Genomic DNA, 13,185 nt, shown 5'->3' on the forward strand with positions numbered 1-13,185 from the left:
CATGACTGCGACTAAAAAGCTCGGCCAGTTGGCCGAGTTCCTTGGCGCCACCTTACGTGGCGACCCGGAGAAAGTAATTACTGGGCTAGCCACCTTGCAGGAGGCTGGCCCAGCTCAGTTGAGCTTTCTGGCAAATCCCCAGTACCGTAAATACCTGGTCGACAGTCAGGCCGCAGCCGTGTTGCTGAAGGCCGCTGATGCCGAGGGTTTTGTCGGGGATGCGCTGGTTGTGCCGGATCCGTATGCGGCGTATGCGCGGGTTTCCCACCTGTTCGATCCCAAGCCGAAATCTGCTGCGGGGGTTCATCCCACTGCGGTGATTGCGCCGGATGCTGTGGTCGATCCAGCGGCGAGCATCGGTCCCTTCGTGGTGATCGAAAGCGCTGCACGCATTGCTGCTGGCGTGACCCTTGGCGCCCATTGTGTCATCGGTGCTCGTAGCGAGGTCGGTGAGGGTGGTTGGCTGGCGCCCCGTGTGACGCTCTACCACGACGTGCGCATCGGCAAGCGTGTGGTGATTCAATCGGGTGCGGTGCTCGGTGGCGAAGGTTTCGGCTTTGCCAACGTCAAGGGCGTCTGGGAGAAGATTGCCCAGGTCGGTGGTGTGTTGATCGGTGATGACGTGGAGATCGGCGTGAATACCGCCATCGACCGCGGTGCGTTGGCCGACACCATCATCGGCAATGGCGTGAAGCTGGACAACCAGATCCAGATCGCCCACAACGTGCAGGTCGGCGATCACACGGCCATGGCGGCATGCGTGGGGATTTCCGGCAGTACCAAGATCGGCAAGCATTGCATGCTGGCCGGCGGTGTCGGGTTGGTAGGGCACATCGATATTTGCGACAACGTGTTCCTGACCGGAATGACCATGGTGACCCACTCGATTACCGAGCCGGGTGCCTATTCGTCCGGTACGGCCATGCAACCGGCTGCCGAGTGGCGCAAAAGCGCGGCACGCATCCGTCAGCTCGATGACATCGCGCGACGTCTGCGACAGCTGGAAAAGCAGGTGGGTGAAGTGACCCCCGGCAGCAATGCTTCATCAGATGGCTGATACCCATTCCATATCAAGTGTGCACAGCCGTTAGACTGCCTCCTTGATTTGCTAGAGGAGTGTGCGCAGTCGCATGCTCCCAATCTTTACATAGGCTTCCCCCCGAAATGATGGACATCAACGAGATTCGCGAATACCTGCCTCACCGTTACCCGTTCCTGCTGGTGGACCGTGTAGTGGACCTGGATGTTGAGGGCAAGCGCATTCGTGCCTACAAGAATGTCAGCATCAACGAACCATTCTTCAATGGTCACTTCCCGGCGCATCCGATCATGCCCGGCGTACTGATCATCGAGGCGATGGCCCAGGCTGCCGGGATCCTTGGTTTCAAAATGCTCGACGTCAAGCCGGCCGACGGCACGCTCTACTACTTCGTCGGCTCCGACAAGCTGCGCTTTCGCCAGCCAGTCAAGCCGGGTGATCAATTGATCCTCGAAGCCACCTTCATCAGTTGCAAGCGCAAGATCTGGAAGTTTGAATGCCAGGCGTCGGTGGATGGCAAGCCGGTGTGCTCGGCCGAGATCATCTGTGCGGAACAAAAAGTATGAGTTTGATTGACCCTCGCGCAATCATCGATCCCTCGGCCGTCCTGGCCGAGGGCGTTGAAGTCGGCCCCTGGTCGATTGTCGGCGCTGGTGTGGAAATCGGCGAGGGCACAGTGATTGGCCCGCACGTAGTGCTCAAGGGGCCGACCCGGATTGGCAAGCACAACCGCATCTACCAGTTCTCTTCAATCGGTGAAGATACGCCCGACCTGAAGTACAAGGGTGAGGAAACCCGCCTGGTGATCGGTGACCATAACGTCATTCGCGAAGGCGTGACGATTCACCGTGGCACCGTCCAGGATCGGTCGGAGACCACTCTGGGTGATCACAATTTGATCATGGCCTATGCGCACATCGGCCACGACAGCGTTATCGGCAATCACTGCATCCTGGTCAACAACACGGCGTTGGCCGGCCATGTGCACGTTGCCGACTGGGCGATCCTGTCCGGCTTCACCCTGGTTCACCAGTACTGCCATATTGGCACCCACAGCTTCTCGGGCATGGGCACCGCCATCGGCAAGGATGTTCCTGCTTATGTCACGGTGTTCGGTAATCCGGCCCAGGCACGCAGCATGAACTTTGAAGGTCTGCGCCGTCGTGGTTTCAGCGAAGAAGCGATCCACGCCCTGCGTCGGGCCTACAAGGTGGTTTACCGCCAGAGCCTGACCGTTGAACAGGCGTTGGCCGAGTTGGCTGAACCGTCCTTGCAGTTCCCCGAAGTCGCGGTATTCCGCGACTCGATCCAGTCCTCGACTCGCGGTATTACTCGTTAATCATGGCCAATTTGCGTATTGCGCTGGTGGCTGGCGAAGCCTCCGGCGATATTTTAGGCGCAGGCCTGATGCGTGCACTCAAGGCGCAGCATCCAGCGGTTGAGTTCATTGGCGTCGGCGGTCCACTGATGGAGGCTGAAGGCCTGGTGTCCTATTTTCCGATGGAGCGCCTGTCGGTCATGGGCCTGGTGGAGGTCCTGGGTCGCCTGCGTGAACTGTTGGCGCGCCGCAAGAAGCTGATCAAGACCTTGATTGCGCAGCAGCCCGATGTGTTCATCGGTATCGATGCGCCGGACTTCACCCTCAATATCGAATTGAAACTGCGTCAAGCCGGGATCAAGACCGCGCATTACGTCAGTCCGTCCGTCTGGGCCTGGCGACAGAAGCGCGTGCTGAAGATCCGCGAAGGCTGTGACCTGATGCTCACGCTGTTCCCCTTCGAAGCCAAGTTCTATGAAGAGCAGGGCGTGCCGGTGCGGTTTGTCGGTCACTCGTTGGCGGATGCGATTCCGCTGGAAGCGGATCGCGCGGCGGCGCGGGCCGAGTTGGGGCTGCCTGATGGACCGCTGGTCGCCTTGATGCCGGGCAGTCGTGGCGGCGAGGTCGGACGCCTGGGCGCCTTGTTCCTGGATACCGCCGAGCGTCTGCGGGCCATGCGCCCTGGCGTGCGGTTCGTCATGCCCTGTGCCAACCCCGAGCGGCGGGCGCAGCTCGAGGAACTGCTGGCCAGTCGAGACTTGCCGGTTACCCTGCTCAACGGTCGTTCCCACCAGGCATTGGCCGCGTGTGATGCGGTGCTGATTGCCTCGGGTACCGCGACGCTGGAGGCGCTGCTGTTCAAACGGCCAATGGTCGTGGCGTACCGCCTGGCGCCGCTGACGTACTGGATTCTCAAGCGCATGGTCAAAAGCCCTTACATCTCCTTGCCGAACTTGCTGGCCCAGCGCTTGCTGGTGCCCGAGTTACTGCAGGATGATGCGACGCCTGAAGCGTTGGCGCTGACGTTGTCGCCGTTGATCGATGGCGGCGAAGAGCAAACCACCGGTTTTGACCAGATTCATCGGACCCTGCGTCGCGATGCGTCCAATCAGGCCGCCGAAGCGGTCCTCAACCTGATCGGCAAATCCTGATGAGTCAGCAGAAGATACAGATGGGCCTGGATTTTACCCTCGTCGCCGATGCCGAAGATTTGGTCGCAGGCGTTGACGAAGTCGGGCGCGGCCCCTTGTGTGGCGCGGTTGTCACGGCGGCCGTGATCCTTGACCCGAAGCGGCCGATCCTGGGGCTCAATGATTCCAAGAAGCTCACGCAAGCACGGCGCGAAAAGCTTTATGACGAAATCTGCGAAAAGGCCCTGAGTTGGTGCATTGCCCGGGCCGAGGTCGAGGAAATCGATGAGCTGAACATCCTGCACGCCACCATGCTGGCCATGCAGCGTGCGGTCGAAGGGCTGCACGTCACGCCTAAGCTGGCGATGATCGACGGCAACCGCTGCCCGAAGCTGGCGATGCCGGCCGAAGCGGTGGTCAAGGGGGATAGCAAGGTGCCGGCGATTGCCGCCGCGTCGATCCTGGCCAAGGTCAGCCGTGATCGCGAGATGGCGGCGTTCGAATTGATCTACCCGGGGTACGGCATTGGGGGCCACAAGGGCTACCCGACTCCCGTTCATCTGGAAGCCCTGGCCCGCCTGGGACCGACCCCGATCCACCGGCGCTCGTTCGCACCGGTACGCTTGGCGTACGAGGCCCGTGAAGGTTTGCTCGAGCGCTAGTGGCGAGGCTGATGTTTTTGCCAAGGCCCGGTACAATCCGGGCCTTGTTGTTTTCATGACTTAACGCAGGATCACTATGCCGGCTTCATTCGTTCACCTACGCCTGCACACTGAATACTCCCTGGTTGACGGTCTGGTTCGGATCAAGCCGTTGGTCAAGGCGCTGGTCGGCATGAACATGCCCGCCGTGGCGGTCACCGACCAGAACAACATGTGTTCGTTGGTCAAGTTCTATAAAAACACCATGGGCGCCGGGATCAAGCCGATCTGCGGCGCCGACCTGTGGCTGTCGAACAAGGATCCGGACAACGCGCTGAGCCGGATCAGCTTCCTGGTGATGAACGCCGTTGGCTACCGTAACCTCACTGAGCTGATTTCCCGCGGCTTCATCGAGGGCCAGCGCAACGGTCAGGTCATCATCGAGCGTGAGTGGGTGGCCGAGGCCAACGAAGGCCTGATCATGCTGTCGGCGGCCAAAGAAGGCGAGATCGGCATCGCGGCACTCAGTGGCAACCCGGACGAAGCCGAAGCCCTGGCCCGCGAGTGGATGGCGGTGTTCCCGGATCGTTTCTACCTGGAAATCCAGCGCACCAATCGTCCCAACGACGAAGAGCAATTGCACGCCGCGGTGGCCCTGGCTGACAAGCTCGGCGCGCCGCTGGTCGCGACCAACGACGTACGCTTCATCAAGCAAGAAGACTTTGCCGCTCACGAAACTCGTGTGTGCATCGGCGAAGGGCGGGCGCTGGACGACCCGCGCCGTTCGAAGAACTACAGCGATCAGCAGTACCTCAAAAGCGCCGAGGAAATGCTCGCGTTGTTCAGCGACTTGCCGGATGCGGTGCAAAACACCGTCGAGATCGCCAAGCGCTGCAACATCGATGTGAAGCTGGGGACGCACTTCCTGCCCAACTTCCCGATTCCCGATGGCATGACCATCGATGAGTATTTCCGCAAGGTGTCCTTCGACGGCCTTGAGGAGCGCCTGTCCGTCCTGATGCCCAAGGACACGACCGACGACTACGAGGCCAAGCGCCAGGTGTATGTCGATCGGTTGAACTTCGAGCTGGATATCATCATCCAGATGGGGTTCCCCGGTTACTTCCTGATCGTGATGGACTTTATCCAGTGGGCCAAGAGCAACGGTGTGCCGGTAGGGCCGGGCCGTGGGTCGGGTGCCGGGTCGCTGGTGGCCTACGTTCAGAAGATCACCGACCTTGACCCGCTGGAATACGACCTGCTGTTCGAACGGTTCCTTAACCCGGAACGGGTCTCCATGCCCGACTTCGACGTCGATTTTTGCATGGACGGTCGTGACCGGGTTATCGAGTACGTGGCCGAGAAGTACGGGCGCAACGCGGTAAGTCAGATCATCACGTTCGGTTCCATGGCCGCCAAGGCGGTGGTTCGCGACGTGGCTCGGGTGCAGGGCAAGTCCTACGGGCTGGCGGATCGTCTGTCGAAGATGATTCCGTTCGAAGTCGGCATGACCCTGGAAAAAGCCTACGAACAGGAAGAGATCCTGCGTGACTTCATCAAGGTCGATGAAGAAGCGGCCGAAATCTGGGAAATGGCGCGCAAGCTCGAGGGTGTTGTGCGTAACGTCGGCAAGCACGCCGGTGGCGTGGTTATCGCGCCGACCAAGCTGACTGACTTCTCGCCGATCTATTGCGATGAAGAGGGCGGTGGCCTGGTCACCCAGTTCGACAAGGATGATGTCGAGGCGGCTGGCCTGGTGAAGTTCGACTTCCTGGGCCTGCGAACCCTGACCATCATCGATTGGGCGTTGAAAACCATCAACCGTGAGCGCGCCAAGGTCAATGAGCCGCCGCTGGATATCGCCTTTATCCCGCTGGACGACAAGCCGACCTACTCGCTGCTGCAAAAGGCCGAGACCACCGCGGTGTTCCAGCTTGAGTCGCGGGGCATGAAGGAACTGATCAAAAAGCTCAAGCCCGACTGCCTGGAAGACTTGATCGCACTGGTAGCGCTGTTCCGTCCCGGTCCGTTGCAGTCGGGCATGGTGGACGACTTCATCAACCGTAAGCACGGTCGCGCCGAACTGGCGTATCCGCACTCCGACTATCAGTACGAAGGCCTCAAGCCCGTATTGGCGCCGACCTACGGCATTATCCTGTATCAAGAACAGGTGATGCAGATCGCCCAGGTCATGGCTGGCTACACCCTGGGGGGTGCGGACATGCTGCGTCGTGCCATGGGTAAGAAAAAGCCCGAGGAGATGGCCAAGCAGCGGGGCGGTTTCATTGAAGGTTGCGCCACCAACAATATTGATGCTGATCTTGCGGGTAACATCTTCGATCTGGTGGAGAAGTTCGCCGGTTACGGCTTTAACAAGTCCCACTCTGCCGCCTACGGGCTGGTGTCATACCAGACGGCCTGGCTGAAAGCGCATTACCCGGCGCCGTTCATGGCCGCGGTACTGTCGGCGGATATGCACAACACCGACAAGGTCGTGACCTTGATCGAAGAAGTGCGGACCATGAAGCTGCGCCTCGATGCGCCGGACGTGAACGCTTCGGAGTTCAAGTTCACGGTGAACGACGACGGCCGCATCATTTATGGCCTGGGCGCGATCAAGGGGGTTGGCGAAGGGCCGGTCGAGGCGATCACCGAAGCGCGCCTGGAAGGGCCATTCAAGGACCTGTTCGATTTCTGCGCGCGGGTCGATCTCAAACGTATCAACAAGCGCACCCTCGATGGTTTGATCCGCAGTGGTGCCCTGGACCGGCTCGGTCCGTATTTCCATGATGAGCCCAAGGCTTATCAGGCCAATATCGATCGCAACCGCGCAGTCTTGCTGACGGCCATGGAAGAAGCGATCAAGGCGGCCGAACAGACCGCGCGCACCCACGACAGCGGCCACGCCGACCTGTTTGGCGGACTGTTCGTCGAAGCGGACTCCGATGTCTATGCCAATCACCGCAAAGCCAAGGAACTGACCCTCAAGGAGCGTCTCAAGGGTGAGAAGGACACCTTGGGTCTGTACCTCACCGGTCACCCGATTGACGAGTACGAAGGCGAGATCCGCCGTTTTGCCCGCCAGCGCATCATCGACCTGAAGCCGGCCCGGGATACCCAGACGGTCGCGGGCATGATCATTGCCCTGCGGGTGATGAAGAACAAGAAGGGCGACAAGATGGGGTTCATCACCCTCGATGACCGCTCGGGCAGGATCGAGGCGTCGCTGTTTGCCGAGGCGTTCCATTCGGCGCAATCGTTGCTGCAGACCGATGCGATGGTGGTGGTGGAAGGTGAAGTCAGCAACGACGACTTCTCCGGTGGCTTGCGCCTGCGGGTCAAGCGGGTCATGAGCATGGAAGATGCGCGTACCAACTTGGCCGAGAGCCTGCGCTTGAAGGTGCAGACCCAGGACTTGAAAGGCGATCAGTTGCGCTGGCTGGGCGATTTGCTCAAGCGCCATCGCGGCGCTTGCCCGATCACCATGGAATACGCCAGCCCCGACGCCAAGGCCTTGTTGCAGTTTGGCGAGGGCTGGCGCATTGATCCGGCAGACAGCTTGATTCAAGCCCTGCGTGACCAGTTCGGGCGAGACAACGTCTTCCTCCAATACCGTTGACGGGCAGGGGCCGCTGAAGTGCTCCGGCCCTGACCTGAATTTTTAATCTCGACCTGAACGCGCCTCTCCCTTAAGGTAGGGCGCGAATAGACAACCGGCCGGCCCAAGCTCTCTTGGACGTCGACCCAAGACGGACGCCTATGAACCCGAATTTTCTTGATTTCGAACAGCCAATCGCCGACCTGCAAGCCAAGATCGAAGAGTTGCGCTTGGTCGGTAATGACAATTCGCTGAATATCGGCGATGAAATCTCCCGCCTGCAAGACAAGAGCAACACGCTCACCGCAGACATCTTCGGCAAGCTGACCAGTTGGCAGATTGCGCGCCTGGCACGCCACCCGCGCCGTCCGTATACCCTGGACTACATCCAGCACATCTTTACTGAGTTTGATGAGTTGCACGGCGACCGTCATTTCTCCGATGACGCGGCTATCGTCGGTGGCGTTGCCCGCCTGGACGACCAGCCGGTGATGATCATTGGCCATCAGAAAGGCCGCGAAGTACGCGAGAAGGTACGTCGCAACTTCGGCATGCCGCGCCCGGAAGGCTACCGCAAGGCGTGCCGCCTGATGGAAATGGCCGAGCGCTTCAAGATGCCGATCCTGACCTTCATCGACACACCGGGTGCATACCCGGGTATCGACGCCGAAGAGCGCAATCAGAGCGAAGCAATCGCCTGGAACCTGCGTGTCATGTCGCGCCTGAAGACCCCCATCATTGCCACCGTGATTGGTGAAGGTGGTTCTGGTGGTGCGCTGGCCATTGGCGTGTGCGACCAGTTGAACATGTTGCAGTACTCCACGTACGCGGTGATCTCGCCAGAAGGCTGTGCTTCGATCCTGTGGAAAACCGCCGAGAAGGCACCGGATGCCGCCGAAGCCATGGGCATCACCGCCGAGCGCCTCAAAGGCCTGGGTATCGTCGATAAAGTGATTGGCGAGCCATTGGGTGGTGCACACCGTGATCCGGCCACCGCGGCGGCCTCGATCCGCGCGGAGCTGAGTTCGCAGCTGGCAATGTTGAAGAAGTTCGACAACGATGCACTGCTGGCGCGCCGTTACGAGCGTCTGATGAGCTACGGTCTCTGATCTGACCTCGGCTTTAAATGTGGGAGCGAGCGTGCTCGCGATGGCGGTATAACATCAACCGATTCGTTGGATGTTAGGCCCTGATCGCGAGCAGGCTCGCTCCCACAGTCGTTTTTGGCGAAGTGATTCATGAGTCAATCCCCTACTGATCTGTCTGCACGACTGCTGTTGAGCCTGGCGCCCTGGCGCGCCGCGCCCACCTGGCGCATCGCGTTCTCTGGTGGCCTCGACTCCACGGTCCTGCTGCACGCGCTCGCTCGGCTTGCCCAGACCCAATCCCTGCCTGAGCTCAAGGCCATTCACGTCCATCACGGCCTCCAGGCGGTGGCGGATACGTGGCCGGCACATTGCCAGGCTGCGTGTGATGCCCTGGGTGTGCCGCTCACGGTGGTTCGAGTTCAGGTGTTGTCCGGCGCCAGCCTTGAGCGTGCGGCGCGTGAGGCGCGCTATGGTGCCTTTATCGAGGCCACTCAGGTCGACGAGGTGCTGCTGACTGCCCAGCATCGTGACGATCAGGCCGAGACGCTGGTGTTTCGCCTGTTGCGCGGAGCCGGAGTAAGAGGCCTGTCCGCGATGCCGGCGCAGCGCCCATTGGGGCATGGGCACCTGGTGCGGCCATTGCTGGGGATCTCACGCGCTGCGCTTGAGGCCTACGCGGCCGAGCACCAGTTGAGCTGGATCGAAGACCCTTCCAACGGGGATCAACAGTTCTCGCGTAATTACCTTCGCCAGCAGATTTTTCCGATACTGACTCAGCGCTGGCCCCAGGCGGCAGCTACCATTGCCCGTAGTGCCGCGCATTTGAGTGAGGCGCAGGGATTGCTCGAAGAGTTGGCGCAAGTGGACTTGGCGCACGCGGCAACCCCCCATGCCTTTGATTGGCTGGGTGTGCCGTCGCTGGCGTTGCCGGCGCTGACCACGCTTTCCGCTGCTCGCCAGCGTAATGCGCTGAGTCATTGGCTGGCACCGTTATCGCGCTTGCCGGATAGCGACCACTGGTCGGGTTGGGCGGATCTGCGTGAGGCGGCAGTGGATGCGCGGCCGGTCTGGCGCCTGGCCGATGGCGAGTTGCATCGCTCGAATGGGCGACTCTGGTGGTTGTCGGGTGCGTGGTTGAGCCCGGCGCCGGTGCCGATGGCGTGGCCGGATCCGCTGGAACCGCTGTTGCTGGGTGAAAATGGTCGGCTGATCCTGCGCGGTGCGGTGCCCGGCGGCGCGCTCAGCGTGCGCTACCGCCAGGGCGGAGAAGTCATGCCGGTGCCCGGTCGTGGGCATCGTGATCTCAAGCGCTTGCTCAATGAGCGTGCGGTGCCGATGTTTGTCCGTGGCAGATTGCCGCTGCTGTATTGCGACGAGCAGTTGATCGCAGTGGCCAACCTGGCTGGGCTGGACGGTGGCGCGGGTGCCGGGGCGGTTTTGCGCTGGCAGCCAACAGGCCAAGATCTAGGTTTGAGCTGAAAGGGGCTTTCCGGTAGACTACGCTCCCTTCTTGATACAACTTCTGTGGATTCGACTGAATTGCAGCAGTTGCCGATTACCAAGCAGTCTTTGCTGGGCGATTCCAAAAAATGTGTAGCGATCAACCTACCGGTGCTTCATCTGCCGGTCTGTCACAACGCGGCGGTTTTTTTGAAAGATGCACTGTAATTAATGCAGGTGATCGGGGGCTTCGGCCTTCCTTCGCTTTCCCCGGCGGCTCGGACCGCTTTAACGCAGACTTCTAGGGTTTTTCATGACGCGCTACATATTCGTCACGGGCGGTGTTGTTTCTTCATTGGGGAAAGGCATCGCATCGGCTTCATTGGCGGCCATCCTGGAGGCGCGGGGACTTAAGGTCACCATGCTCAAGCTGGACCCGTACATCAACGTTGACCCGGGCACCATGAGCCCGTTCCAGCACGGTGAAGTGTTCGTCACCCACGACGGCGCCGAGACCGACCTGGACCTGGGCCACTACGAGCGGTTCATTCGCACGACCATGACCCAGAACAACAACTTCACCACGGGCCGTGTCTACGAGCACGTGCTGCGCAAAGAGCGCCGTGGTGACTACCTGGGTGCAACCATCCAGGTGATCCCGCACATCACCGACGAAATCAAGCGCCGCATCATCAAGGGTGCTGGCGACGCTGACGTGGCCATGGTCGAGATCGGTGGCACCGTGGGTGACATCGAATCCCAGCCGTTCCTCGAAGCCATCCGTCAGTTGCGTTTCGAAGTCGGCGCCAAGCGCGCAATGCTGATGCACCTGACACTGGTGCCGTACATTGCCACCGCTGGCGAGACCAAGACCAAGCCCACCCAGCACTCGGTCAAGGAACTGCGTTCCATCGGCCTGCAGCCAGACGTGCTGGTCTGCCGCTCCGACCACCCGATCGATCTGTCGTCGCGTCGCAAGATCGCGCAGTTCACCAACGTTGAAGAACGTGCGGTGATCGCCCTTGAAGATGCCGATACCATCTACAAGATCCCGGGCATCCTGCACGCCCAGGGCCTGGACGACTTCGTCGTCGAGCGCTTCGGCCTGCAATGCGGCGGTGCCGACCTGTCCGAGTGGGAAGCTGTGGTTGACGCCAAGTTGAACCCGGAACATGAAGTCACCATCGCCATGGTCGGCAAGTACATGGAGCTGCTGGACGCCTACAAGTCGCTGATCGAAGCGATGAGTCACGCCGGTATCAGCAACCGTACCAAGGTCAACCTGCGCTACATCGACTCCGAAGACATCGAGAACCAGGGCACCGCGCTGCTGGAAGGCGTCGATGCCATCCTGGTTCCGGGCGGCTTCGGTCTGCGTGGCGTGGAAGGCAAGATCACGGCGGTTCAATACGCTCGCGAAAACAAGGTTCCCTACCTGGGGATCTGCCTGGGTATGCAGGTCGCGGTGATCGAGTTCGCACGTAACGTGATGGGCTGGAAAGACGCCAACTCCACCGAGTTCGACCGCGCCAGTGGTCACCCGGTCGTGGGTCTGATCACCGAGTGGGAAGATGCCACCGGCGCCGTGGAAACCCGCACCGAAACGTCCGACCTGGGCGGCACCATGCGCCTGGGCGCCCAGGATTGCCTGCTGGAAGCCGGTTCCCTGGTGCACGATTGCTACGCCAAAGATGTAATCGTCGAGCGTCACCGTCATCGCTACGAAGTGAACAACAAGCTGCTGCCACAAATCATCGAGGCCGGCCTGAAAATTTCCGGTCGCTCCGGTGATGGCGCGCTGGTGGAAGTGGTCGAGGCGCCGAACCATCCTTGGTTTGTCGCATGCCAGTTCCACCCTGAGTTCACGTCGACTCCCCGTGACGGTCACCCGTTGTTCAGTGGCTTCGTCAAGGCGGCGCTCGCTCAACACCAGAAGAAGGCGTGAAACTGATGGGTCAGAAGATTATCCGCGTAGGCAACATCGAAATCGCCAACGACAAACCGATGGTACTGTTCGGCGGTATGAACGTACTGGAAAGTCGCGACATGGCGATGCAGGTGTGTGAAGAGTACGTCAAGGTCACCGAGAAACTCGGGATCCCCTACGTGTTCAAGGCCAGCTTCGACAAGGCTAACCGCTCGTCGGTAGCGTCCTACCGGGGCCCAGGCCTCGAAGAAGGCATGCGGATCTTCCAGGACATCAAGCAAGCCTTTGGCGTGCCGATCATTACCGATGTCCATGAGCCGGCCCAGGCGGCGGTTGTCGCAGAGGTTTGCGACATCATCCAGCTGCCTGCCTTCCTGTCGCGTCAGACCGACCTGGTGGTCGCGATGGCCAAGAGCGGTGCGGTGATCAACATCAAGAAAGCCCAGTTCCTCGCACCCCAGGAGATGAAGCACATCCTGAGCAAGTTCGAAGAAGCGGGTAATGATCAACTGATCCTCTGCGAGCGTGGTTCGAGCTTCGGCTATAACAACCTGGTCGTCGACATGCTCGGTTTCGGCATCATGAAGCAGTTCCAGTACCCGGTGTTCTTCGACGTGACCCACGCGCTGCAAATGCCCGGTGGTCGCGCGGACTCCGCGGGCGGACGTCGTGCCCAGGTCACCGACCTGGCCAAGGCCGGCATGAGCCAGTCCCTGGCTGGCCTGTTCCTGGAAGCTCACCCGGACCCGGACAACGCGAAATGCGATGGCCCTTGCGCCTTGCGCCTGAACAAGCTTGAGCCGTTCCTGGCCCAGCTCAAGGCACTGGACGAACTGGTTAAGAGTTTTCCGACGGTAGAAACCGCGTAATCCTCGATTCTCCGGTAAAGTACCGCTCGATTTATCGCTCAGGCCCTCGGGCCTGAGCTTTTATCGTCTGCAAGACTGCCCGCTAGATCAATCTTGTCGCTGATAAGAAGATTTCCTATAGCTGCGTCGCTTTCG

General features: G+C 60.4%; 10 protein-coding genes. All 10 read left to right on the forward strand.

From position 1 onward, the window contains the following. Position 1: 1 nt before the first annotated feature. The 10 genes from lpxD to kdsA all read left to right on the forward strand — a co-directional run bounded on the left by lpxD (position 2) and on the right by kdsA (position 13,050). Positions 2 to 1,057 carry a UDP-3-O-(3-hydroxymyristoyl)glucosamine N-acyltransferase gene (gene lpxD, locus BMW74_RS01330; RefSeq protein ID WP_093412449.1) on the forward strand — a complete coding sequence of 352 codons (1,056 nt, stop codon included), beginning with the start codon at positions 2 to 4 and terminating at the stop codon, positions 1,055 to 1,057. A 107-nt stretch (positions 1,058 to 1,164) separates the two neighbouring features. Further along, on the forward strand, positions 1,165 to 1,605 hold the full coding sequence (gene fabZ / locus BMW74_RS01335; RefSeq protein ID WP_008028982.1) for a 3-hydroxyacyl-ACP dehydratase FabZ: 441 nt from the start codon (positions 1,165 to 1,167) through the stop codon (positions 1,603 to 1,605). After that, positions 1,602 to 2,378, forward strand: coding sequence for an acyl-ACP--UDP-N-acetylglucosamine O-acyltransferase (gene lpxA / locus BMW74_RS01340; RefSeq protein WP_093412452.1), 777 nt, complete (start codon positions 1,602 to 1,604; stop codon positions 2,376 to 2,378). The genes fabZ and lpxA overlap by 4 nt, the downstream gene beginning before the upstream one ends. A 2-nt stretch (positions 2,379 to 2,380) precedes the next feature. Continuing rightward, entirely contained in the window at positions 2,381 to 3,508 is a 1,128-nt protein-coding gene (gene lpxB / locus BMW74_RS01345; protein WP_093412455.1) for a lipid-A-disaccharide synthase, read from the forward strand. Positions 3,509 to 3,522: 14 nt separating this feature from the next. After that, complete coding sequence (gene rnhB, locus BMW74_RS01350; protein WP_175479138.1) at positions 3,523 to 4,149, forward strand: ribonuclease HII; 627 nt, start codon at positions 3,523 to 3,525, stop codon at positions 4,147 to 4,149. Between the two features lie 76 nt (positions 4,150 to 4,225). Further along, positions 4,226 to 7,747 carry a DNA polymerase III subunit alpha gene (gene dnaE / locus BMW74_RS01355; protein ID WP_093412461.1) on the forward strand — a complete coding sequence of 1,174 codons (3,522 nt, stop codon included), beginning with the start codon at positions 4,226 to 4,228 and terminating at the stop codon, positions 7,745 to 7,747. 140 nt (positions 7,748 to 7,887) lie between these two features. Next, entirely contained in the window at positions 7,888 to 8,835 is a 948-nt protein-coding gene (locus tag BMW74_RS01360; RefSeq protein ID WP_093412464.1) for an acetyl-CoA carboxylase carboxyltransferase subunit alpha, read from the forward strand. A gap of 129 nt (positions 8,836 to 8,964) precedes the next feature. Then, positions 8,965 to 10,293 carry a tRNA lysidine(34) synthetase TilS gene (tilS, locus tag BMW74_RS01365; protein WP_093412467.1) on the forward strand — a complete coding sequence of 443 codons (1,329 nt, stop codon included), beginning with the start codon at positions 8,965 to 8,967 and terminating at the stop codon, positions 10,291 to 10,293. A gap of 274 nt (positions 10,294 to 10,567) precedes the next feature. After that, positions 10,568 to 12,199 (forward strand): CTP synthase, encoded by a 1,632-nt coding sequence (locus BMW74_RS01370; RefSeq protein WP_093412470.1) that lies wholly within the window; start codon positions 10,568 to 10,570, stop codon positions 12,197 to 12,199. 5 nt (positions 12,200 to 12,204) lie between these two features. After that, positions 12,205 to 13,050 (forward strand): 3-deoxy-8-phosphooctulonate synthase, encoded by an 846-nt coding sequence (gene kdsA, locus BMW74_RS01375; RefSeq protein WP_093412473.1) that lies wholly within the window; start codon positions 12,205 to 12,207, stop codon positions 13,048 to 13,050. Positions 13,051 to 13,185: the final 135 nt, after the last annotated feature.

Origin of the sequence: Pseudomonas sp. ok272 (genome assembly GCF_900109995.1) — a bacterium.
Classification (GTDB): Bacteria; Pseudomonadota; Gammaproteobacteria; order Pseudomonadales; family Pseudomonadaceae; genus Aquipseudomonas.